Origin of the sequence: Paractinoplanes pyxinae, assembly GCF_026626335.1 — a bacterium.
GTDB classification, from domain to species: Bacteria; Actinomycetota; Actinomycetes; order Mycobacteriales; family Micromonosporaceae; genus Actinoplanes; species Actinoplanes pyxinae.
Map to the genome: position 1 here is coordinate 62,921 of NZ_JAPNTZ010000012.1, position 22,341 is coordinate 85,261.

At 69.5% G+C, this 22,341-nt stretch carries 21 protein-coding genes, 2 tRNA genes and 1 other RNA gene; 17 read left to right on the forward strand and 7 right to left on the reverse strand.

Going from position 1 to position 22,341, the window contains the following annotated elements; genetic code table 11:
- Positions 1-409: 409 nt before the first annotated feature.
- Positions 410-2,080 carry a DUF885 domain-containing protein gene (locus OWR29_RS31220; RefSeq protein WP_267566966.1) on the reverse strand — a complete coding sequence of 557 codons (1,671 nt, stop codon included), beginning with the start codon at positions 2,078-2,080 and terminating at the stop codon, positions 410-412.
- 19 nt (positions 2,081-2,099) lie between these two features.
- Positions 2,100-3,158 (reverse strand): PHP domain-containing protein, encoded by a 1,059-nt coding sequence (locus OWR29_RS31225; protein ID WP_267566967.1) that lies wholly within the window; start codon positions 3,156-3,158, stop codon positions 2,100-2,102.
- A 41-nt stretch (positions 3,159-3,199) separates the two neighbouring features.
- Here OWR29_RS31225 and mtnA point away from each other — a divergent pair, with 41 nt between their 5' ends.
- Positions 3,200-4,162 carry an S-methyl-5-thioribose-1-phosphate isomerase gene (gene mtnA, locus OWR29_RS31230; RefSeq protein WP_267566968.1) on the forward strand — a complete coding sequence of 321 codons (963 nt, stop codon included), beginning with the start codon at positions 3,200-3,202 and terminating at the stop codon, positions 4,160-4,162.
- On the opposite strand, the gene OWR29_RS31235 is transcribed toward mtnA, so the two are convergent.
- Genes OWR29_RS31235 through OWR29_RS31245 form a run of 3 tightly spaced genes read right to left on the reverse strand, consistent with a single transcriptional unit; the run spans position 4,134 to position 6,682 of the window.
- Positions 4,134-4,709, reverse strand: coding sequence for a DinB family protein (locus OWR29_RS31235; protein ID WP_267566969.1), 576 nt, complete (start codon positions 4,707-4,709; stop codon positions 4,134-4,136). The two genes, mtnA and OWR29_RS31235, sit on opposite strands and share 29 nt — an antisense overlap.
- Before the next feature lie 32 nt (positions 4,710-4,741).
- Positions 4,742-5,689, reverse strand: coding sequence for a prephenate dehydrogenase (locus tag OWR29_RS31240; protein WP_267566970.1), 948 nt, complete (start codon positions 5,687-5,689; stop codon positions 4,742-4,744).
- 27 nt (positions 5,690-5,716) lie between these two features.
- The gene (locus tag OWR29_RS31245; RefSeq protein ID WP_438872679.1) at positions 5,717-6,682 is read right to left on the reverse strand and encodes a M23 family metallopeptidase; all 966 of its coding nucleotides are present in this window, start codon (positions 6,680-6,682) and stop codon (positions 5,717-5,719) included.
- On the opposite strand from OWR29_RS31245, the gene OWR29_RS31250 reads away from it, so the two are divergent.
- The 4 genes from OWR29_RS31250 to tadA all read left to right on the forward strand — a co-directional run bounded on the left by OWR29_RS31250 (position 6,578) and on the right by tadA (position 8,297).
- Entirely contained in the window at positions 6,578-6,952 is a 375-nt protein-coding gene (locus tag OWR29_RS31250; RefSeq protein WP_267566972.1) for a hypothetical protein, read from the forward strand. The two genes, OWR29_RS31245 and OWR29_RS31250, sit on opposite strands and share 105 nt — an antisense overlap.
- A 125-nt stretch (positions 6,953-7,077) precedes the next feature.
- Positions 7,078-7,245, forward strand: coding sequence for a hypothetical protein (locus OWR29_RS31255; RefSeq protein WP_267566973.1), 168 nt, complete (start codon positions 7,078-7,080; stop codon positions 7,243-7,245).
- A gap of 87 nt (positions 7,246-7,332) precedes the next feature.
- Positions 7,333-7,848, forward strand: a complete 516-nt coding sequence (locus OWR29_RS31260; RefSeq protein WP_267566974.1) for a tRNA adenosine deaminase-associated protein — start codon at positions 7,333-7,335, stop codon at positions 7,846-7,848.
- Positions 7,845-8,297: a tRNA adenosine(34) deaminase TadA gene (gene tadA, locus OWR29_RS31265; RefSeq protein ID WP_438872680.1), complete on the forward strand. Its 453-nt coding sequence runs from the start codon at positions 7,845-7,847 to the stop codon at positions 8,295-8,297. Before OWR29_RS31260 ends, tadA begins: the two co-directional genes overlap by 4 nt.
- A gap of 59 nt (positions 8,298-8,356) precedes the next feature.
- Here tadA and deoD read toward each other — a convergent pair whose 3' ends face one another.
- A complete protein-coding gene (gene deoD, locus OWR29_RS31270; protein WP_253240624.1) occupies positions 8,357-9,064 on the reverse strand; it encodes a purine-nucleoside phosphorylase in 708 nt (235 codons plus the stop codon).
- A gap of 134 nt (positions 9,065-9,198) precedes the next feature.
- Here deoD and OWR29_RS31275 point away from each other — a divergent pair.
- The 3 genes from OWR29_RS31275 (at position 9,199) to OWR29_RS31285 (ending at position 10,362) form a co-directional block, all read left to right on the forward strand.
- Positions 9,199-9,288 (forward strand) — tRNA-Ser (locus OWR29_RS31275).
- Between the two features lie 333 nt (positions 9,289-9,621).
- The gene (locus OWR29_RS31280; RefSeq protein WP_267566975.1) at positions 9,622-9,831 is read left to right on the forward strand and encodes a hypothetical protein; all 210 of its coding nucleotides are present in this window, start codon (positions 9,622-9,624) and stop codon (positions 9,829-9,831) included.
- A gap of 189 nt (positions 9,832-10,020) precedes the next feature.
- Entirely contained in the window at positions 10,021-10,362 is a 342-nt protein-coding gene (locus OWR29_RS31285) for an STAS domain-containing protein (RefSeq protein WP_267566976.1), read from the forward strand.
- 77 nt (positions 10,363-10,439) lie between these two features.
- On the opposite strand, the gene OWR29_RS31290 is transcribed toward OWR29_RS31285, so the two are convergent.
- Positions 10,440-10,527, reverse strand: a tRNA-Ser gene (locus OWR29_RS31290).
- Between the two features lie 80 nt (positions 10,528-10,607).
- Between OWR29_RS31290 and ffs the strand changes: the two genes are divergently transcribed.
- From ffs to OWR29_RS31335, 9 genes are all read left to right on the forward strand, one after another.
- An RNA gene (gene ffs / locus OWR29_RS31295) (signal recognition particle sRNA small type) lies at positions 10,608-10,704 on the forward strand.
- An 85-nt stretch (positions 10,705-10,789) separates the two neighbouring features.
- Positions 10,790-14,614 carry a DNA polymerase III subunit gamma and tau gene (locus OWR29_RS31300; RefSeq protein WP_267566977.1) on the forward strand — a complete coding sequence of 1,275 codons (3,825 nt, stop codon included), beginning with the start codon at positions 10,790-10,792 and terminating at the stop codon, positions 14,612-14,614.
- Positions 14,615-14,916: 302 nt separating this feature from the next.
- On the forward strand, positions 14,917-15,240 hold the full coding sequence (locus OWR29_RS31305; RefSeq protein ID WP_267566978.1) for a YbaB/EbfC family nucleoid-associated protein: 324 nt from the start codon (positions 14,917-14,919) through the stop codon (positions 15,238-15,240).
- 4 nt (positions 15,241-15,244) lie between these two features.
- Positions 15,245-15,838: a recombination mediator RecR gene (recR, locus tag OWR29_RS31310; protein ID WP_267566979.1), complete on the forward strand. Its 594-nt coding sequence runs from the start codon at positions 15,245-15,247 to the stop codon at positions 15,836-15,838.
- Between the two features lie 408 nt (positions 15,839-16,246).
- Positions 16,247-17,251 (forward strand): ABC transporter permease, encoded by a 1,005-nt coding sequence (locus tag OWR29_RS31315; RefSeq protein ID WP_267566980.1) that lies wholly within the window; start codon positions 16,247-16,249, stop codon positions 17,249-17,251.
- Between the two features lie 94 nt (positions 17,252-17,345).
- Positions 17,346-19,097, forward strand: coding sequence for an ABC transporter substrate-binding protein (locus OWR29_RS31320; protein ID WP_267566981.1), 1,752 nt, complete (start codon positions 17,346-17,348; stop codon positions 19,095-19,097).
- Between the two features lie 110 nt (positions 19,098-19,207).
- The gene (locus OWR29_RS31325) at positions 19,208-20,209 is read left to right on the forward strand and encodes an ABC transporter permease (RefSeq protein WP_267566982.1); all 1,002 of its coding nucleotides are present in this window, start codon (positions 19,208-19,210) and stop codon (positions 20,207-20,209) included.
- Between the two features lie 11 nt (positions 20,210-20,220).
- Positions 20,221-21,261 (forward strand): ABC transporter ATP-binding protein, encoded by a 1,041-nt coding sequence (locus OWR29_RS31330; RefSeq protein ID WP_267566983.1) that lies wholly within the window; start codon positions 20,221-20,223, stop codon positions 21,259-21,261.
- A 15-nt stretch (positions 21,262-21,276) separates the two neighbouring features.
- Positions 21,277-22,314 carry an ABC transporter ATP-binding protein gene (locus OWR29_RS31335; protein WP_267566984.1) on the forward strand — a complete coding sequence of 346 codons (1,038 nt, stop codon included), beginning with the start codon at positions 21,277-21,279 and terminating at the stop codon, positions 22,312-22,314.
- Positions 22,315-22,341: the final 27 nt, after the last annotated feature.

Below are 22,341 nucleotides of genomic sequence, written 5' to 3' on the forward strand. Positions count from 1 at the left end.
ATCCGGGCCAATCTATCCGAGAAAGCCTCAAGAAAACCCTTATCAAGGGCCAGATCTCTCTCGGCTGATCGGGGGATACAAGGTGCCGTTGTCGTCGTTGTAACGAGCGTTCAGTTCCGTTGCCCGAGTCGGAAGCCCAGCCCAGGCCGGTTACGGAAGACGGGAAAGTTAACGCGGCGATGGTAACGGCAGACCGGCCGGACGAAAAGCCACAAGATCCGCAAGCATTGACCGATAAGACCAGTATCGATCAAGCAATACGTAGTCGCGTGATAACGCTCAGCAATGAGATGGCTGAAAGTGCTGGACTGATCACTGCTCAAAGGAGACACTTCAAGCCCGATGAAGCCCCGATGAGGCTTTCCCGGGGCTTTTCCCCGGCACGAACCGGGGAAAAGCCCGAAACGGGTCAGATGCGGGCGAGTGCTTTGCGAAGGGGATCGAGACCGAGCGAGCCGAGGTTCAGCGCGTCCCGGTGGAACGTTTTCAAATCGAAATCCGAGCCCTTGCGCCGACGCGTCTCGTCCCGGGCCTGCAGCCAGATCCGCTCGCCGACCTTGTACGACGGCGCCTGGCCCGGCCACCCAAGGTAACGCTTCCACTCGAAGCGCAGCGTCTTCTCCTCCATGCGGGTGTGCGCCCGCAGGAACTCCCAGCCCAGCTCGGGCGTCCAGCGCTCGCCCGGGTGGAAGCCGAACGGGTTGTCGCGCGGGATCTCGAGCTCGAGGTGCATGCCGATGTCGACGATGACCCGGGTTGCCCGCAGCGCCTGGCCGTCGAACATGCCCAGCCGGTCGCCGGGGTCGGCGAGATAGCCGAGCTCGTCCATGAGGCGTTCGGCGTACAGGGCCCAGCCCTCGCCATGCCCGGAGCACCAGCACAGCAGGCGCTGCCAGCGGTTGAGCACGTCGGCCCGCAGCAGCGTCTGGCTGATCTGCAGGTGATGGCCGGGCACGCCCTCGTGATAGACGGTGGTGACCTCGCGCCAGGTGGAGAACTCGGTGACGCCCTCGGGCACGGCCCACCACATGCGGCCGGGCCGGCTGAAGTCCTCGCTCGGGCCGGTGTAGTAGATGCTGCCGTCGCTGGTCGGCGTCAGCATGCACTCGATCTTGCGAGCGGGCGGCTCGATGTCGAAGTGCGTGCCGTTCAGCTCCGAGATCGCCTTGTCGGCCAGGGCCTGCATCCAGTCGCGGAACGCTTCTTTGCCCGGGATGTTGCGGGCCGGGTCGGCGTCGAGCGCGGCCACCGCCTCGTCGATCGAGGCGCCCTTGCCGGCGATGGCGGCCGACGTCGCCCGCATCTCTTCCTCGATGCGGAACAGCTCGGCGAAGCCCCACTCGTACGTCTCTTGCAGGTCGACCTTCGCCCCCAGGAAGTACTGCGAGGCCAGTTCGTAGCGTTCGAGCCCGGCCGCCTCTTTGTCGCGGCCGCGCGGCGCCAGCTCGCGTCGCAGGAACTCGGCGAAGTCGGCCGTGGCCGCGGTGGCCGCGTCGGCGCCGCGGGTCAGCTCGGCGGCCAGCGCTCCGTCCGCCTCGAGCCGGCCCGCCAGCCCGCGATAGAAGTCGTCGCGGTCGGGGTCGGTCCAGGCGTCGCACTGCTCGGCCACGGCCAGCAGCTGCGCGCGGGCGCTGATCCGGCCGGCCTCGGCCTCCACCAGCAGGGTGCGCTTGTACTGCTCGAGGGCGCGCGGCAGGTCGTTGAGCCGGGCCGAGATGTTGGCCAGCGCCTCCTCGCCCTCGGTCGGCATCACGTCGAAGACGCCCCGCAGCACGTGCAGGCCGCTGCTGATCACGCTCACCGTGCTGCGCGAGAAGCCCGCCTCGTCGGTGGCCAGCTCGAGCCCCAGGCGCTCCATCATCGCGTCCTTGGCGACCGCCTCGGACTCGTGTTCCGGGTCGATCGCGTCCAGTTCGTTGAGAGTGCGCCGGGTCAGTTCGGTCTGGGCGTCGAAGCCGTCGGGCGAGAAGTCGTCGGTCTTGGCGTCGTGCCCGGCGATGCCCGTGTAGGTGGCGCCGATCGGGCTCAGCTCCGCCCAGTCGGTGACATAGCGGTCGGCGAGGTCATCAATTCGTCCCACGAACCGACCCTACGGCCTTTCACTTGTGTCCGGCGGCCCACTCCAGCAAGCGCTCCATCGACCAGGTGTTGACCACTCGTTCCGGCGGCACACCGCAGAGGGCGGCCCGCTCACAGCCGTACCGGAGCCAATCGAGCTGACCGGGGGCGTGGGCGTCGGTGTCGATGCTGAACAGGCAGCCCGCCTCGACCGCGACCGTCAGCATGCGCTTCGGCGGGTCGAGCCGGTCAGGCCGGGAGTTGATCTCGATGGCCTTGCCGTGCTCGACACAGGCCGCGATCACCTTGTCCAGGTCGAACGAGCTGGGCGGGCGGGTGTGGCCCTTGCGGTGGCCGCGGTCGCCCTCGCCCGAGGCCGACACCTTGCGGCCGGTCATGTGACCCAGGATGTCCAGGTGCGGGTTGGCCAGCGCGTTGACCATGCGCTTGGTCATCCGCGGCGACTCGTCGCGCAGCTTGCTGTGCACCGAGCCGACCACCACGTCGAGCCGGACCAGCAGCTCGTCCTCCTGGTCGAGCGAGCCGTCGTCGAGGATGTCGACCTCGATGCCGGTGAGGATGCGGAAGCCCTCGGGCAGCGCGTCGTTGACCTTGGCCACATAGTCGAGCTGGCGGCGCAGCCGGGCCGGGGGCAGCCCGCGGGCCACGGTGAGCCGGGGCGAGTGGTCGGTGAGCACCAGATACTCGTGGCCCAGCTCGACCGCGGCCAGCGCCATCTCTTCGATCGGGGAGCCGCCGTCCGACCAGTCCGAATGCGAGTGGCAGTCGCCGCGCAGCGCCTCGCGCAGCCGGGCGGCCGCACCCTGCAGGTCGGTGCCCTCGGTGCTCTCGAGCCGGCGCAGATAGACCGGCTCCTCACCGGCCAGCGACTCGGCGATGCACCGGGCGGTGACGTCGCCCACCCCGGACAGCTCGCCCAGCGTGCCGGCCGCGGCCCGCTCGGCCAGCTCGGTCACGGGCAGCGGGCCGATCGTCTTGGCGGCCGCGCGGAACGAGCGCACCCGGTACGTCGACTCGTTCGCCCGCTCCAGCAGAAAGGCGATGCGCCGCAGGTCGGCCACCGGATCACGAGACGCCATGCGGACCAGCTTAGAGACCTGCCGCGGATACGATCGCCCGCATGCGGACGATCGACTGGGTGGACGGCGCGATCGAGATCATCGATCAGACGGTGCTGCCGGCGGAGCTCAAGATCCAGCGGCTGCACACGGTGGGTGAGCTGGTGGCGGCCATTCAGTCCCTGGCCGTACGGGGTGCCCCGGCGCTCGGCGTGGCCGGCGCCTTCGGGGTGGCGCTGGCCGCCCGCGTGCACGCCGACGATCCGCAGGCGCTCGCTCTGGCCGTACGCAAGATCGAAACCGCCCGGCCGACGGCGGTCAACCTGGCCCGGGGCGCCCAGCGAGCCGCCTCTTTCCTCAAGCACGGCCCGCAAGCCGTGCTCGAAGAGGCGTGCCGGGTGCGCGACGAAGAGATCGCCGCCTCGGACGCCATGGCAGCGCGGGGAGCCGACCTGCTAGTCGAGCTGTGCGGCGCCCGGCCGCGACTGCTCACCCACTGCAACACCGGCGGGCTGGCCGCGGTCACCGTGGGCACGGCGCTCGGCGTGGTGCACGAACTGCACCGGCGGGGCCGGCTGGCCGGGGTGGTGGCCAGCGAGACCCGGCCGCTGCTGCAGGGCGCGCGGCTGACCTCGTGGGAGCTGAGCCGGTGGGGGATCGAGCACCGGGTCGCGGTCGACTCGGCCGGGCCCTTCCTGATGGCGCGGGGTGAGGTCGACGCGGTGATCCTGGGCGCCGACCGGATCTGCGCCAACGGCGACGTGATCAACAAGATCGGGACGTACGCGCACGCCCTGGGCGCCCGGGCCGCCGGGATCCCGTTCGTGGTGGTCGCGCCGGAATCGACGATCGACCTGGACACCCCGTACGGCGCCGCCGTGCCCATCGAGGACCGGGGCGCGAGCGAGATCACGCCCTGGGCCGACGCGGCCAATCCGGCCTTCGACGTGACCCCGCACGAGCTGGTGACCGCGATCGTGACGGACCGGCGCGTTATTACCGGGGCGCCGGCTTCCACGGCTTGAGCCAGTCGGTCTCGGGCCAGCCCTCGGCCGCGGCCATCAGCGGGTACGCCGTGGCGCCGTCGACCGACTCGCGGATGATGTCGGCGTGCCCGGTGTGCCGGGCCGTCTCCTGGATCAGGTGCAGCAGGACCCAGCGCAGCGTCCAGTGCGTCATGTCCTTGCTGTTCCAGGGCACCGAATGGTCGATCTCGACGCGGTGCTCGAGGTCGTTCAGCTCGGTGACCGTCTTCTCGGTCTGCTCGGCCACGCGGTCGTAGCGGGCGAACACGTCGTCGATGGTCTCGCCCTCGGCCAGGCGGAAGTTCTCGGCGTACGCGTGATAGTCGAGCTCCTGCGGCTCGCCGCGCACCTGGCCCATCCACCCGGCCTCGGTCGAGGCGCAGTGCTTGATCAGGCCGCCGACGCTGAGCTGGCTGGCCGACGGAGTGGCGCGCAGTTGCTCGTCGGTAAGGCCGTACGCGGTGAGCCTCAGCACGTAACGCATCTGGGCGAGGTAGGCGAGAAGGCCCTGCTGTTCGTTCTCGATGGCGCCGACCTGACCGGGCATTTCAACTCCTTGGTTTGTCGTTGCCCTTCACGCTAGGAGCTATTGCGGCCAGTTTCCGGCCGCATCGCTGTCACCTTCGTACGATCCTCGGCCACCGCCGTGATCCAGCCACCGGACCGTCCCAGATCGAGCAGTACGCCGGGGTCGGCGGGCAGTTCGGTCGGGGCGCCGGGCGCGGGCGGCCAGGCCCGGCGAAGCGCCACGGCCGGGCGCAGAGCCGGGATCAGAGCTTGTGCCGGATCGGGCTCGTCCAGCAAGGCCCGCATCCGGTGCAGATCCGACAACACCTGGTCGAGCTCGGCCCGGACGGCGGTCGCGTTGCCGCCGCACATGGCGGCGATGAGTTCGGCGCGGGTGGCGGCGACCCGGGTGCCGTCCCGGAACGAGCCGGCGGCCAGCGTGGCGGCCGCCGGGTTGTCGTGCAGTTGGTCGGCCAGAGCGGCCGCGAGCAGGTGCGGGACGTGGCTGACCTGGGCCACCACGCGGTCGTGCTCGGCCGCGGTCAACGGGACGACCCGTGCGCCCAGACCGGTGATCTCGGCGGCCACGGTCAGCCAGTCGGGCAACGAGGTCTCGCCCGGCTCCAGGCACAGAACCCAGACGCAGCCGGTGAACAGATCCGGATCAGTGGCGGCGAAGCCGGACGTCTCTTTGCCGGCCATGGGGTGACCACCGACGAAGCGGGGCAGGGCGAGATCGCGTACGGGCCCCTTGACCGAAGTCACGTCGGTGATGAGGCCGGGGTAGCCGGTGAGCTCGCTCGCGACAGTGGTCAGCGCGGGCAGGGGCACGGCGAGGACCGCCAAGCTCGTGCCGGCGAGGGCGGCCGCCGCCGTCGCGGCCACGGCAAAGCCGGCGGCGGTGGCCTCGGCGCGGGTCGCGGGGTCGGCGTCGTAGCCGGTCACCCGATGACCTTGAGCGGCCAGGGCGCGCAGCATCGAGCCGCCGATCAGTCCTAACCCGATGACCGCGATGTCCACAGCGGGAACTTTCTCACAGCCCCGCCGTCAGGCCTTGCAGTTGTGCGACCTCTTCCACGCCGCGACCTCGGCCACCGGGCTCTTGGCGCCGCCCTTACGCCACGAGGCCAGGTATGAATACGGCCACACCACGCCCCGCCGGACCTTCCAGTCGCCGACCTTGGCGCACGGCGGCGAGATGCCGTAGTGCAGATGGCACACGTTGTTGGCGTTGCCCGTCCGGCCGACCTTGCCGATCTGCTGGCCCGCCGTGACCCGGACGCCCTTCTTGATGCCGGTCTGCACCTTGCTCAGGTGCGAGCCGTAGTAGCGCACGCCGTCGTCGCCGAGCAGGGACACCGACAGGCCGCCGTTGTTCGGGCCGTCGGGCGAACCCTTCACGTACTTGTCGGTGAGGCTGATCTCGAGCACGACGCCGCTGGTCGCGGCCACCACCGGCTTCCCGCAGTCGGCGAAGATGTCGGTCGCCTTGTACTTCGAGTGCGTGGTGTGCCAGTCGACGTTCGACGCCTTGACCGGGAAGACGTACTTCACGACCTTTTTGGGGGCGCGCGACACGGTCGGCCGCGGCGACGGCGGTCGGGTGCGCGCCACGCCGTTCGCCGCCGAGGCCGAGGGCGACGTGGGCACGACGGAAGCCTGCGCGGCCGCCGGCGTCGTCGCGGCCGTGGTGGCTGCGGGGTCGACGAACTGCGGCGTCGGGGCGGCGGAGTCGCCCCCGGCCGTGCCGCCGCAACCGGCCAGGCAGACGGCCAGAACGGTCAAACCGGAGAGGGTACGGAGCAAAGGCACCGAGCCATCGTGGCAGAAGTCGGCCGCTCCCGCCGACCCGCGCTGGCTAGGCTGGCACGGACGGGCACCGCTCGGGCGAGGTGGAGGTGGGTCGCGATGGACCGGCAGGACGTGTGGCAGACGAGCCCGCCACCGCCGCCCATGCGCGCGCCCTCGGGGCTGTTCCCCGGGCCGTCCCGCCCGACCTATCGCGAGCCGCACCCGATCAGTGCCGCTCCGCTGCTGGCCGGCCTCGGCTCCGGTGCGGTCTGGCTCACGCTGTTCGGCCTGCTCGGTCGCGACCTGGCCGGTTACGCCTGGTGGACGGTGCTGGCCGCGGTCATCGCCTGGGCCGTCGCGCTGGTGCTGACCGCGATCGGCGACCGCGCGGTGGCCGTCGGCGTGGCGCTGGCCGCCGGGTTCGGGCTGTCGATCGCGATGGCCTTCGTGGCCGCGCAGTGGATCACCAGTTACGACTGGCCGTTGTGGTGATTGTCCGGTCTTGCCGGTCTTGTCGGCGACCCGATGTGGCGTACCCGTCGCCGTGCGCACAGGCCCCTGATTTAAAGAACACTGGGCCTTGACTTAAAGACTTGAAAAGGTTCAACCTCGGCTTCATGCCCCCCACATCCCCCCGGCTCGACCCCGATCGCCGCCGGCGCCGGCTCGAGCTGCTGGCCGCGCTGGCCAGCGCCAAAACAGCGCGGGAGACCACCCAACCGCAACGGCTGCGCCGGGCCCGGCTGCGCGAGCTCATCGCGATGCGTCGTCGCCTGGTCAACTGACTTCGTCCGCTCACCAGGCGTGGCGCGCCGCGCCCGCCGTACTTCCCGCTACCGTCACTCGCGAGCACATACGTCGTGGGGGGAAAGTTGTCGACATTCGCTGCCGCCGTGGGCCGGGGCAAGAACGGGTGGACGGCGTCCGAGCTGGACATGAGCGGTCTGGCCGACATCGACGAGGTCGTCGACGCGATGCGGGACGTCGAGCCGGACGCCGACGTCACCCTGCTGTTCGTCGAGAGCGACGACCAATATCTGGCCATCCTGCGCCTGGACGAGGGCGAGGACCTGCGCGTCTTCGGATCGGACTCGGCGTTCGCCGACGAGTCGCGGATCGGCGCGATGCTGCTGGGCGAGATCGAGGCGCCGGCGCTCGAGATCGACGACCTGACCGCGGCCGACGACGATGACGAGGCCGACCAGCCCGCGACCGACCCTGACGCCGATCCGGTGGGCGACGCCGAGCTGCTCAACGACCTCGGCATCAACGCCAATCGGCTGCTCGCGTTGTGCGGGCAGGAGGGCATGCTGCCGGCCGACGTGACCGCCGAGCTCTGCGGGCGGATCGGCTGCGGCGACGAGATGGAAGAGCTGCGCGAGGCGTGAGCCTGGCCGCCACGCCGCGCCACGAGGCCTGGATGCGGCGGGCTCTCGAAGTCGCCGCCGCGGCCGGTGAGGACGTGCCGGTGGGCGCGGTGCTGCTCGACGCCGAGGGCCGGGAAATGGCCGCGGCGGGCAATCAGCGCGAGGCCACCGGCGATCCCACCGCGCACGCCGAGATCCTGGTGCTGCGGCGGGCGGCCGAGCGGGCCGGCGCCTGGCGGCTGGACGGCAGCACGCTGGTGGTGACGCTCGAGCCGTGCACGATGTGCGCGGGCGCGCTGGTGCTGGCCCGGGTGTCGACGCTGGTGTTCGGGGCCTGGGAGCCCAAGACCGGCGCCGTCGGGTCGCTCTGGGACGTCGTCCGCGACCGCCGGCTCAACCATCGGCCGGAGGTCTATTCCGGTGTGCTGGCCGACGAGTGTGCGGCGTTGCTGCGCGATTTCTTCCGCTGACCGCGGCGTCACGCTTGTTTCCCCGTACGCCGGGGTTTGCGTGACGCCGCGTTCGGTGCTCAGGCGATCGCCGTCTCCAGGCCGATTTTGACCATGTCGCCGAAGCCCTGCTCGCGCTGCGCCGAGTCCATCTTGGCGCCCGTCTTGATGTGGTCGCTGACCGTCAGGATGGTCAGCGCCTTGGCTCCGTAGCGGGCGGCGATCGTGTAGATCGCGGCCGACTCCATCTCGACCGCCAGCACGCCGTAGTCGGCCAGGGCGTCGTACAGGTCGGGCCGGTCGGTGTAGAAGGCGTCGGCGGCCAGGATCGGACCCACCCGCAGCGCCGTGCCCTGCCGCTCGGCCACCTCGGCCGCGGTGCGCAGCAGGCTGAAGTCGGCCACCGGCGCATAGTCGATCAGGCCGTCGAAGCGGGACCGGTTCATGTTGGAGTCGGTCGCCGAGCCGATCGCCGCGATCACGTCGCCCAGCTGCAGATCGGGCGCCAGCGCGCCGCACGAGCCGATCCGGATGACCGACTTCACGCCGTACTCGTTGATCAACTCGTGGGTGTAGATCGAGGCCGACGGCATGCCCATGCCGGAGCCCTGCACCGACACCGGGACGCCCTGATAGGTGCCGGTGAAGCCGAGCATGCCCCGGACCTGGGTGTAGCACTTGGCGTCCTGCAGGAACGTTTCGGCGATCCACTTCGCCCGCATCGGGTCGCCCGGGAGCAGGACCCGCTCGGCGATGTCGCCCGGCTGCCCGCCGATGTGCACGCTCATCGTCCTGTGTCTCCTCGCTGATTCGTACCGGTCATGCTCCCGATCCTGCCAGGTCGGCCCAGGTCGGCCGGGCCGAGCGGGGCAATGGGGAACCCGGCGGCGAGCGCTGATCGGCATCCGGTAACGTACTTCCCGGTGGTGTGTCCGAGCGGCCTAAGGAGCACGCCTCGAAAGCGTGTGAGGGTGCAAGCCCTCCAAGGGTTCAAATCCCTTCACCACCGCCACCCGCCCGGCGGCTCCGCGATCACGGAGCCGCCGGGTTTTTTCGTGGCTCCCCGTAACCGTCGGCTGCGCGCGCCGGCCCGTCCCTCCGGGCTCCTCTTCGGCGTCCAGATATCGGGAACGTAACGCCGCCGTTTCGGCCTCTGATGATCACGATCACTACCTGGTTCGATGACGGACGGTAGCGATAAGGGGACGGCCCAAAGACCCTCGCTGTAGCGCAAGTCACGCAGCCGAAAACCACCGGATCAGACAATGCGCTTTTAACCACCTGGTGAGAAACTTTCACAAGATAGCCCTGCGCCGATGGCTGTTAACTGTCCTAGATTTGACTCGTGAGAGTTGACAGTCACTGGTGGAATGGTGACGTCCGGCTTGCGCGCCGTGACGTCTACGTCCGCACCGACGGTGAGGCCTGGGAAGTCGAAGCTCAGATGGGCGGACCCGAGGGCAAGTCGAAGGTGCAGCAGTGTCCAGGGCGGGCCTCGGCCATGATCCTGGCGGACGCGTGGCGTGGACCACGCTGGCAGTGGCGCAAGCTTTAATCCGCGCCAGGAGCCCAGGCTGCGCCGCCAGCTCGACCTCATCGGCCAGCCGACTTTTCGATGGGGGTCAGATCCTTAAGTGGATCTGACCCCCATTGCGTTCCCCTTCCGGCGGACCGTTTGTCCGGTGACAATTGTTGACCGGGATCTAGCCTGAGCTGCCATCAACAGCGCCAGGAAGCGATTCCCATGCAGGCTTCAGTCACCGATCACCGAAGCGACATCGCCGTTCTCCATCTGCGGGGCGAACTCGACGCGGATACCGCCGCACAGCTCCATAGGACCCTGGCCGATCTGCTGGACCGCCCGGTTCCGCGCATCGTCGTCGACCTGTCCGACCTCAAGTTCTGCGACTCGGTCGGGCTGAGCGCCTTCATCACTTGCAAGCAGGTCATCACTGCGCGTGGTGGCTGGCTCAGCTTCGCCGGCGCCAACCCTTTTCTCAGCCAGCTGATGGAGACCGTCGGCCTGAGTCGCTACTTCGCCATCTTCCCCGAGGTCGACGACGCCATCGCGGCCGCTCAACTCTGACCCTGAGTAACAAGAAAGCCGGGCCCGTCGGGCCCGGCTTTTCGTGGTTCTGGTGCTTGCTTTTCATCGCTTCGCTGTGGCGGAGGATACGAGATTCGAACTCGTGAGGGTGTGAACCCAACACGCTTTCCAAGCGTGCGCCCTAGGCCTCTAGGCGAATCCTCCGTCAGCCAGGATACAGACGCACGCGTGCCGGTAGACGCAGGGTCCCCGCCCGCGTCGCCGGAGGGCCGGGTAGGCTTGGGGTCAGCCTCTCGTGCGGCGTGCATCTCGTGAACCTCCCCAGGGCCGGAAGGCAGCAAGGATAAGCGGGCTCTGACGGGTGCACGGGAGGCCCTTTTTATGCCACGACCACCCCAGCGGTACCGGGGTTGGTTCTTGTCGTACCCCCGACGGACAATGGCGCGGTCGTCGAGGAGGGGCACCAGTGGCACTCGCGCTATACCGCAAGTACCGTCCGCGCACGTTCGCAGAGGTCATCGGCCAGGAGCACGTCACCGAGCCGTTGTCGCAGGCGCTGCGCAGCGGGCGGCTGCACCACGCCTATCTCTTCTCGGGCCCGCGCGGCTGCGGCAAGACGTCCAGCGCCCGCATCCTGGCCCGCTCGCTCAACTGTGAGCAGGGGCCGACGCCCGAGCCGTGCGGGGTCTGCGCCTCATGCCGCTCGCTGGCCAACGACGGCGCCGGCTCGATCGACGTCATCGAGATCGACGCGGCCAGCCACGGTGGTGTCGACGACGCGCGCGAGCTGCGGGAAAAAGCGTTCTTCGCCCCCGCCAGCAGCCGCTACAAGATCTACGTGATCGACGAGGCCCACATGGTCTCGTCGGCCGGCTTCAATGCGCTGCTCAAGCTGGTCGAAGAGCCGCCCGAGTACGTGAAGTTCATCTTCGCCACCACCGAACCGGAAAAGGTGCTCGGCACGATCCGGTCGCGCACCCACCACTACCCGTTCCGGCTGATCCCGCCCGCGGTGCTGCGCCCCTATCTGCAGCAGCTCACCGAGGCCGAGGGCGTCCAGGTCGAGCCCTCGGTGTTCCCGCTCGTGGTGCGGGCCGGCGGGGGCAGCGCGCGTGACACGCTGTCCGTTCTCGACCAGCTGATCGCCGGCGCCGGGCCCGAGGGGGTCAGCTACAACCGGGCGATCGCGCTGCTCGGTGTCACCGACGTCACCCTGCTCGACGAGATGTGCGACGCGATCGCGGCCGGCGACGGCGCGGCCGCCTATTCGACGATCGACCGGGTGGCCGAGGCCGGCCACGACCCCCGCCGGTTCGCGTCCGACCTGCTCGAGCGCTTCCGCGACCTGATCGTGCTGCAGCAGGTGCCCGACGCGGTGTCCAAGGGCCTGATCGACGGCCCGGCCGACCAGCTCGAGGCGATGGGCGCCCAGGCCGCGCGGCTCGGCCCGGCGACGCTCTCCCGCTGCGCCGACATCGTGCACAACGGCCTGGTCGACATGCGCGGCACGACGGCCCCGCGCCTGCTGCTTGAGCTGATTACCGCGCGCATGCTGCTGCCCGGCGCCGAGGATTCAACCGGCGCCCTGCTCCAACGTCTCGAACGCATGGAACGCCGCCTCACCCTGGGCGGCGGCGAGCTCCCCCCGCTGCCAGCCGGCGAGGCGCCCGCCGCCGCACCTGCCGCACCGGCACGGCCGGACATCGCCGCGCTCGTGCGGCCGGATGTTCCTGCGCCCGCTTCCGGTTCCGCTTCCGGCGGGGGTTCCGGGTTGTCCGCGGCTCGGGCGGCGGCTGCCGCTGCCGCCCGCCGGGCCGGAAGCGGGGGTGGTCGCCCGTCCGGCGGGCAGTCGAACACTCCGCCCGCCGCTGCCTCGGCTGCTCCCGTCTCGGCCGCGCCTGCCTCGACGGCTCCTGGCTCGAGCGCTTCAGTTTCAGCTGAACCCTTGTCGGCCTCTCCTGTGCCGGCGGCGCCGGTTTCAGCCGCGCCCGTTTCGGCTGCGCCCGTTTCGGCTGCGCCCGTTTCGGCTGCGCCCGTTTCGGCCGCTCCTGCTTCGATGGCCCCCGGCTCGGGCGCTCCTGTTTCAGCTGTGCCCGTTTCGGCTGTGCCGGCTCCAGCCGCTCCTGTTTCGGCGGCGCCAGCCTCTGCTGCGCCCGTTTCGGCGGCGCCTGCGGGTGCTGGCTCGGTGTCGGCACCGCCAGCGGCTGGCTCTGCTCAAGCTAGTGCCGGCCCGTCCAGCGCCGCTCATGCTGCAGCCGGCTCGGCTGGCGGCGTTCCGTCCGCTTCTGCCTCGGCGGGCACGAGCCCGGAGCCGGACTGGAACGACGTCGCTGCAGGGTCCGCCGGTGGTGCGGCGGTCGACGGTCGTGGTGTGGGCGCCCCCGAGCCCGACTACGACGAGCCGCCGTGGGACGACGAGCCCGACGATGCTTACTCCGAGGGCGTCCAGCCCTCCTCGGCGACGGCGCTCGCTCCACAATCAGAGCCGGACCATGGCGCCTCGAACGGCGAGCGCATGCCCGCAAACCCGGTCTCGCTGTCCGGCACGCCCGCGCGAGGCGTCGAAACTTCGAGCACTTCGCCTACGACTCAGGATTCGGCCGGGCTGCCTGAGCCGGACGCTCCTGTTCGGCAGCAAGAGCCGTCGGCGCGGCGGTCCGAGCCGGTGGGGGTGTTGCCGGATGCGCCGGAGGAGCCGGGGGCTGCGGCGGTCGAGGCGGCTGCGGCCGGGCCGGGGCAGTTGACGGCGCACGCTGTTCGGCAGGTTTGGCCTGAGGTGCTGGCCGAAGTCAGGAAGCAGCCGCGCGGTGTGGTGCTGCGGGCCATGGCGGCCGACGCGACCGTGCGTGAGCTGGAAGGCGAGACCCTCATCCTGACCGTGCCGTCTCCGCGGCATGCGCAGGGGATCACGCAGGGTGCGGCGCTGATCGTCAACGCGCTCTACGAGGTGCTTGGCGGGCAGTGGGAGATTCGCTGCGAGGTCGCGGGGGCCGCGGGTGGTTCGGGGCCGGGTCGCGGCGGGCCGGCGAACGGGGGGCGTGGGCAGGGGCGCAACCAACCTGCGCCGAGTCAGCGGCCGGATGCGGCTGCCCAGCGTCCGGCGGCGGCCCGTGCGGCTGCCCCTTCGAACGTGGCCCCGGCCGGTGCTGCTCCCTCCGGGGCAGCGCAGCCGGCGGTCCAGCCTGCCGCGGCCGGTCGCGCCCCGCACACTCAGCGACGGCAGCCGGAGGCCCCCGCCTCCGGCGGAGACGACGACTGGCCGGCGCCGGCCCAGCCCGGCAGTCTCGCCACCGCCCCGGCCACCCCGGTCGAGGACGACGACGAGGACTGGCCCGAAGTCCGCGCGATCCCCGTCAGCGCTCCGGCGCGCTCGGAAGACCCGGAGGCCGCGGCCGCCGGTGATGATGCCCGCTCGGTTTCGTTGGGCGCTCCTGCGCACGCCGGCTCCGAAGCCGCCCGCCCGGTTGCGTCGGGCGCTCCTTCGCATGCCGGCTCCGAAGACGCCGTGGTATCCGGTGCTGTTCCTGATATCTCAGGTGCTGTCGACAGTTCGGGCATCGGCACACGCCCGGAAATGATCGGCTCCGAGAGCCACGACTCTGACAGTGATGGGGCCGGCGGAAACGTCGCCAGTGGTGAGACGGCGCGTGCCGGCGGCCCGGGTGCTTTCGCTGGTGACTCGGCGGGAAACAGGGACGTCGGCGGCAACCGAACCGGTGGGGTCGCCGAGCCCGGTAGTGACGGACCCGGACAGAGCGACCGGTTCGGCGGTGGCTCAGCAGGCGGGGTCGCGGCCGGTGGTGCGGAAAGCCCTAGTTCGGCCGGCAGCGCGGCTGTCGCTGCGGCCAGGGCCGCAGCGGCTCGGGCGGGAGCCAGGGCGGCCGGTGCTGCACCGGCCTCGAGCCCGCCGGCGAGCGCGGGCGGTTCCGCCGGCGCCGGACCGGCCAGTGCGGGCGGTGGGCAGGCCGGTGCCGGGCGTGCCGCCGCGGCTGGGGGTGGTCTCGCCGCTGCTCGGGCTGCCGCGGCTGGAGCGCGTGGCCCCGCGGGTCCCCGACCAGCGGCGAAGCCGGCCAACGACGCCTGGTCCGACGGGTCGCCGACCGAGGAAGCGCCCTATGACCCCGAGTTCGACGGGCCTCCGTCGGGCGGGGCGAAGTTTGAGGGCTTCGACCCCGGTGACGAACCGCTCGACGAAGTGATCGACGAGAAGACCGCACGCGAGAGCGGCGAGCAGATGGCCATGCGTCTGCTGCAAGAGGCCTTCGGCGCCGAGAAGATCGGCGAGAGCTGAGAGGCGGCGCGGGGAGCGGCGATGGGTCGGCCGGACTGGCTGCGGCCCGGCGGGTTGGGCGCCTCTGGCCGCGTACGGCGGGAAGGGTTTGACCCTGGCGCAGCACTGGCGCGGGCGTTGGCCGCCTCGCTCTACCCGCGCCTGGCCGGCCTAGGGGCTGGAGGGCGGGTGTGTCGGGAGTGGCGCTTGGTGTCGTGCGGGCCAGGGGCGGCTACGCTGGGCGGCGATTACGTGCGGGACGTTGTGGGGATTGACGGGCTTGCACGTTTGCGGACTTTGAGCGGAACTTGAGGAGCGGTGCCATGCGCCCGGGCGGACAGCCGAACATGCAGCAGATCATGAAGCAGGCGCAGAAGATGCAGCAGCAGGTCGCGCAGGCGCAGGCTGAGCTGGCGGCGGCCGAGCTGACCGGCACCGCGGGCGGCGGGCTGGTCACCGTCACGGTGACGGGGCTCGGGGAGTACAAGTCGGTGAAGATCGACCCCAAGGCGGTCGACCCCGACGACGTCGAGACGCTGGAAGACCTCGTTCTCGCCGCCATCCACAACGCCGCCGAGGCGCAGCGTGAGCTCACCGAGGAAAAGATGGGGCCGGCCACCGGTGGCCTGAGCCTGCCGGGGTTCTGATCGCGTGTACGAAGGCGCCATCCAGGACCTGATCGACGAGCTGGGGCGGCTGCCGGGCGTCGGCCCGAAAAGCGCCCAGCGGATCGCCTTCCACGTCCTGTCCGCGGACCCGGCCGACGTCAACCGGCTGTCCACCGCCCTGCGCAAGGTCAAAGAGCTGGTGCGCTTCTGCACCACCTGCTTCAACGTGGCCGAGTCGGAGCAGTGCCGGGTCTGCCGCGACACCCGCCGCACCAACGAGGTGCTCTGCGTCGTCGAGGAACCCAAGGACGTCGTGGCGATCGAGCGGACCGGCGAGTTCCGGGGCCGCTACCACGTGCTGGGCGGGGCCATCAATCCGCTCGAGGGCATCGGGCCGGACAACTTGAAGATCCGTGAGCTGCTGATGCGGCTCGGCACCGGCGAGGTCAAGGAGTTGATCCTCGCCACAGACCCCAATACCGAGGGTGAGGCCACCGCCACCTACCTGGCGTTGATGGTCAAGCCGATGGGGATCGCCGTCACACGTCTGGCAAGTGGTTTGCCGGTTGGTGGTGACTTGGAGTATGCGGACGAGATTACGCTCGGTCGCGCTTTCGAGGGTCGGCGCGCGGTCTAGCGGTACATAACGTGATCGTATGATCACAATGAGATAGCGTTTTGGTCCGGAATCGCTGCTCGCAGACCTTCTACCCGGTAGTTTCCGATTGGTCGGCAGCTCAGGTCACGGTCACATCACGGCGGGGACACGGAACTGGTCGTGTGCGCTCGGTGAACTTGACCTGAAGCACCGCAGTAGGTGAGTGTTCCTCCGATGGCGGCACACCCGCCGTCGAGTGCCTTCGTGGCGTGGGTCTGATCTGACCGTCGCGTTACGAGGGTCGGCACTCGAGGCATGCGATAACCGATCGGTTGCCGTTCGCTGCGTGGGCCATCGCCCTCCGGTCTCGCGGGTTCTTCGCCGAACTCTGCGCCGGTGGCCGTGGACTCATGCACGTCCGGCCGCCGGGAGAGGACCGGCGCTTAGATGTCGCTAGGCCCAGAGGCGTCGATCACGGATGAGACGACGGCGCCTGCTGCCGACGCGGCCGGCGATCGTGATGGCGAGCAGGCGATCGCGGGTCGATCTCTCAAGCAGATCGCCTGGCGCCGGCTCAAGAAGGACAGAGTCGCGATGGCTGGTGCCATCGTTGTCATCTTCCTGATCATCGTCGCCGTCCTGGCTCCCGTGCTCACGAAGTGGTTCGGGCACCCGATCGACGAGTACCACATCGATCAGATCGACCCGACCTTCAGCACGCCGATCGGCAAGTTCGGCGGCATCAGCCGGGAGTTCCTGTTCGGCGTCGAGCCCACGTCGGGCCGGGACGTCTTCAGCCGCATCCTCTACGGCGCGCAGACCTCGCTCTCCGTCGCGTTCCTGTCGGCCCTGCTGTCGACGTTCCTCGGCACCATCTTCGGCCTGGCCGCCGGCTTCCTCGGTGGCTGGGTCGACGCGGTGATCAGCCGGGTCATGGACTTCCTGCTGGCCTTCCCGCAGCTGCTGTTCGCGATCGCGCTGGTCTCGGTGCTGCCGGACTCGTTCCTGTTCTTCGGCGACCGCTGGTCCCGGGTGTTCGTGCTGGTCGGCGTCATCGGCTTCTTCGGCTGGCCCTACATCGGCCGCATCGTCCGCGGCCAGACGCTGTCGCTGCGGGAACGCGAATTCGTCGAGGCCTCGCGCAGCATGGGCGCCCGCTCCGGTCGCATCCTGTTCAAGGAACTGCTGCCCAACCTGGCCGCCCCGATCCTCGTCTACGCGACGCTGATCATCCCGACCAACATCCTGACCGAGGCCGCGCTGAGCTTCCTCGGCGTCGGTATCCCGCCGCCGAACCCGTCCTGGGGCGGCATGTTGTCGGACGCGGTGACCTTCTACTCGATCGACCCCATGTACATGATCATTCCGGGCGGAATGATCTTCATTACCGTGCTTGCCTTCAACCTCTTCGGTGACGGCCTGCGCGACGCGCTCGACCCGAAGGCTCGCTGAGCCGGACGGCCGATCAACACCGCACTATTACGCGGACCGGCCGGGTTCGCTGTTCGAGGAGGTAGGAGAACAGGTGGCAAGCAAGAAAAGGGTGATGGCCGCCGCTGGCGTCGCCATCACGCTCGGGCTGACCACCGCCGCGTGCGGTGGTGGCTCGGACAGCGATGACAAGGGCGGCAACTCGGGCGGCGCGGCCGGCTACAACGCCGCGATCACCGGCGTCGTCAACCCCAGCACCACCAAGGGCGGCACGCTCAACCTGTGGTCGTCGCAGGACGCCGACTCGTGGGACCCGGTCCGCGGTTACTACGCGTTCGTCTGGAACCTGAACCGTCTCTACACCCGCAAGCTGGTCGACTACTCGGCCGCCCCGGGCAAGGACGGCCTCAAGCTCACTCCCGACCTGGCCGCCGCCGAGCCTGAGGTCAGCGCGGACAAGCTGACCTACACGTTCAAGCTGCGGGACGGCATCAAGTTCGACGACGGCAGCCCCATCACGTCGAAGGACATCAAGTACGGCATCGAGCGGGTCTGGGCCAGCGACGTCCTCTCGGGCGGCCCGGTCTACCTGCCCGGCATCCTCGACCCGGACAAGACCTACAAGGGTCCGTACAAGGACACCGATCCCAACAAGCTGGGTCTGAAGTCGGTCACCACGCCGGACGACAAGACGATCAGCTTCAAGCTGACCAAGCCCAGCGGTGACTTCCTCTACCTGCTCGCCATGCCCGGCTCGGGCCCGGTGCCGCAGAAGCGGGACACCGGCGCGCAGTACGGCAAGAAGCCGGCCTCCTCGGGCCCGTACATGTTCAAGGACATCCAGCCCGGCAAGAGCGCCTCGTGGGTGCGCAACCCGAACTGGGACCCGGCGACCGACCCGATCCGTAAGGCGCTGCCGGACGCGATCAACCTGACGATCACCACCAACGCCGACGACCTCGACAGCCGTCTGCTGGCCGGCACCGCCGACCTCGACGTCGGCCAGGTCGGCGTGCAGGCCGCGGCCCGCACCAAGCTGCTCAGCGACCCGAACCTGAAGAAGAACGCCGACAACCCGGTGTCCGGCTTCCTGCGGTACGCGGGCATCACCCCGGTCGCGCCGCTCGACAACATCGAGTGCCGCAAGGCCGTGATCTACGCCGCCGACCCGACCGCCCTGCAGGCGGCCTTCGGTGGCCCGCTGGCCGCCGGCGACATCGGCACCAGCATGCTGCCCGAGAACATCGCGGGCTCGGACGCGAACTACGACCCGTTCAACCGCAAGCAGGGCAAGCCGCAGGTCGACAAGGCCAAGGAAGCCCTGACCGCGTGTGGCAAGCCGAACGGCTTCGACCTGACCATCACCGCTCGCAACAACCGCGCGCAGGAGGTCAAGGCGGCCGAGGCTCTGCAGGCTTCGCTGAAGGCCGTGGGCATCAACGCCAAGATCGACCAGTACGACGGCGCGCAGCAGGCCTCGATCACCGGTTCGCCCGACAACGTGAAGAAGAAGGGCTACGGGATCATCATGGCCGCCTGGGCGGCCGACTACCCGACCGGCTCCGGCTACATGCAGCCGCTGTCGGACAGCCGCTTCATCCCGGCCAACGGTAACTACAACCTGCCGGAGATCAAGGACCCCGCGATCGACGAGCTGTTCGACAAGGCCAACGTCGAGCCCGACCCGACCAAGGCCGCGGAGTACTACAAGCAGATCAACACCAAGATCATGGAGGGTGCTTACTACCTTCCCGTGGTCTCCGCCAAGGCGCTCAACTACCGCAACCCGCGGCTGACGAACGTCTACATCCACGACACCTTCGGCCAGGTGGACTTCCAGGCCCTCGGCGTCAACGACGGCAAGTAATACGGCTCGGCCGAACCGTCCACAGGGTTATTCGAAGGGTTGGTGAAGGCCGCCCGTGACGGCGGGCACCGGAGTGATCCGGTGCCCGCCCGTCCAACAGGCCGCTCGTCGTGCTGGCATACCTGATTCGGCGTCTGTTCAACGCGGTCATCACGCTGCTCGTGGTCACCGCGGTGACCTTCGGCATCTTCTTCCTGGTCCCGAAGGCCACCGGCAGCGACCCCGCGCTGCTTTACATCGGCAAGACCTCCGACGCGGCCTCGGTCGAGGGCATCCGCATCAAGATGGGGCTGAACGACCCGATCGTCGTGCAGTACGGCAAGTTCCTGAAGGGTCTGGTGGCCGGCCGGGACTACGCCAACGGCCCGGACGTGCAGCACTGCCCGGCCCCGTGCCTGGGCTACTCCTTCAAGACCGACCAGGAAGTGACGCCGCTGCTGATGGGCGATCTTCCGGTCACCCTGTCGCTGGCCCTGGGCGCGGCGGTTCTCTGGTTGATCATCGGCATCTCCACGGGCGTGATCTCCGCCTTGCGAAGAGGCACGATCCTCGACCGGTCGGTGATGGGCGCGGCGCTGGCCGGCGTGTCCCTGCCGATCTACTTCACCGGCCTGCTGACCTCGGCGATCTTCGTCTATTGGCTCGGCTGGCTGCCACAGGGCAACTACGTGCCGTTCACCGAGAACCCCGGCGAATGGTTCGTCCAACTGCTGCTGCCGTGGATCACGCTGGCGTTCCTGTTCGCCGCGACCTACGCGCGGCTCACCCGGGCCAACATGCTCGAGACGCTGGGCGAGGATTACGTGCGCACCGCCCGGGCCAAGGGCCTGCGCGAACGTACGGTCATCGGCAAGCACGCCCTGCGTTCGGGCCTCACCCCGATCGTCACCATCTTCGGTCTCGACCTCGGCGCCCTGCTCGGCGGCGCCGTCCTGACCGAGACGGTCTTCAACCTGCGCGGCCTCGGCTATCAGGCGCTCACCGCGATCCGCGGCAACGACCTGCCGATCATCCTGGGCGTCACGCTGATCGCCGCGACCTTCATCGTCCTCGCCAACCTGGTCGTCGACCTGGTGTACGGCTTCATCGACCCGCGCGTCCGGCTGGCCTGAGGGAGAATCACGTGTCCATCGGCGCCACCAACGCCCGCCCCTTCCTCGAGGTCAAGGACCTCAACGTCCGGTTCGAGACCGACGACGGCATCGTGCAGGCGGTCACCGACTCGGCGTTCAGCGTCGAGGCCGGCAAGACCCTCGGCATCGTCGGCGAGTCCGGCTCGGGCAAGAGCGTCACCTCGCTGGCCGTCCTCGGCCTGCACCGCACCCGCAGCAACGCCAAGGTCTCGGGCGAGATCTGGCTCGACGACCAGGAACTGGTCGGCGCCTCCGACGAGCAGGTGCGCCTGCTCCGCGGGGGCAAGATGGCCATGATCTTCCAGGACCCGCTGAGCGCCATGCACCCGTACTTCACGGTCGGGTCGCAGATCGTCGAGGCCTACCGGGTGCACCACCCCGGTGTGAACAAGAAGGTCGCCCGGGAGAGGGCGATCGACATGCTCGCCCGCGTCGGCATCCCGCAGCCCGAGCGGCGCTTCAACGACTACGCCCACCAGTTCTCGGGCGGCATGCGGCAGCGCGCGATGATCGCGATGGCGCTGGTCAACGACCCCAAGCTGCTGATCGCCGACGAGCCCACCACGGCTCTCGACGTGACCGTGCAGGCCCAGATCCTCGACCTGATCCGCGACCTGCAGGAAGAGTTCGGCTCCGCGGTCATCATGATCACCCACGACCTCGGCGTGGTGGCCGAGCTGGCCGACGACGTCCTGGTGATGTACGGCGGAAAGGTGATCGAGAAGGGGCCGGCGCTCGAGGTCTTCCGGAACCCGCAGCACCCGTACACCTGGGGTCTGCTCGGCTCGATGCCGCGCCTCGACCGCGACGTGCGCGACCGCCTCAACCCGGTCAAGGGCTCGCCGCCCAGCCTGATCAACCTGCCGAGCGGGTGCGCGTTCCACCCCCGCTGCCCGTACGCCGGGCGTAACGGCAACCGTTCCTTCACCGACGTGCCTGTGCTGCACGGCGACGTGCACAAGGTCGCCTGTCACCTTCCTCAGGAAGCTCGCACCGAGATCTTCCAGCAGGAAGTGCTACCGAACCTCTGAGCGGAGTTAATGAAGATGAGCGAGAACCTGCTCGAGGTGTCGGGGCTGCAGAAGCACTTCCCGATCACCAAGGGCCTGCTCAAGCGGCAGGTCGGCGCCGTGCGCGCGGTCGACGGCATCGACCTCGAGGTGCGCGCGGGCGAGACGCTGGGCCTGGTCGGCGAGTCCGGCTGCGGCAAGTCGACCACCGGGCGGCTGTTCACCCGCATCCTCGAGCCGACCGCCGGCAAGATCGTCTTCGAGGGTGACGACATCTCCCACAAGTCGGTCTCGCAGCTGCGCCCGCTGCGCCGCGACGTACAGATGATCTTCCAGGACCCGTACTCGTCGCTGAACCCGCGGCACACGGTCGGCTCGATCATCGCGGCGCCGCTGCAGATCCAGGAGATCCCGACCCCGCAGGGCACCAAGAAGGCCGTGCAGGAGCTGCTCGAGCTGGTCGGCCTGAACCCGGAGCACTACAACCGCTACCCGCACGAGTTCTCGGGTGGTCAGCGGCAGCGCATCGGCATCGCGCGGGCGCTCGCCCTGCGGCCCAAGCTGATCGTGGCCGACGAGCCGGTGTCCGCGCTGGACGTGTCGATCCAGGCCCAGGTGGTCAATCTGCTCGACGACCTGCAGCGTGAGTTCGATCTGACGTACGTGTTCATCGCGCACGACTTGTCGGTGGTCCGCCACATCTCCGACCGGGTAGCCGTGATGTACCTCGGCAAGGTCGTCGAGATCGCCGAGCGGGACGAGCTCTATCGGAACCCGCGCCACCCGTACACGGTCGCCCTCATGTCGGCCGTGCCGGTGCCCGACCCGGCCCGGCGCGACCGCGCGCAGCGTGACCGGGTGCTGCTGACCGGCGACGTGCCGAGCCCGATCAACCCGCCGTCGGGCTGCCGGTTCCGCACCCGCTGCTGGAAGGCGCAGGACATCTGCGCCACGGAGGAGCCACCGCTGATCACCCGGCTCGACGACCCGCAGTCGCACCTCACCGCCTGCCACTTCCCGGTGGTCGAGGACGAGGTGGTCGAGGGCCGCCGGCCCGCGGCGACTCCCGCCTGACCCCGTACGCGAAACGGCCGTTCCTCC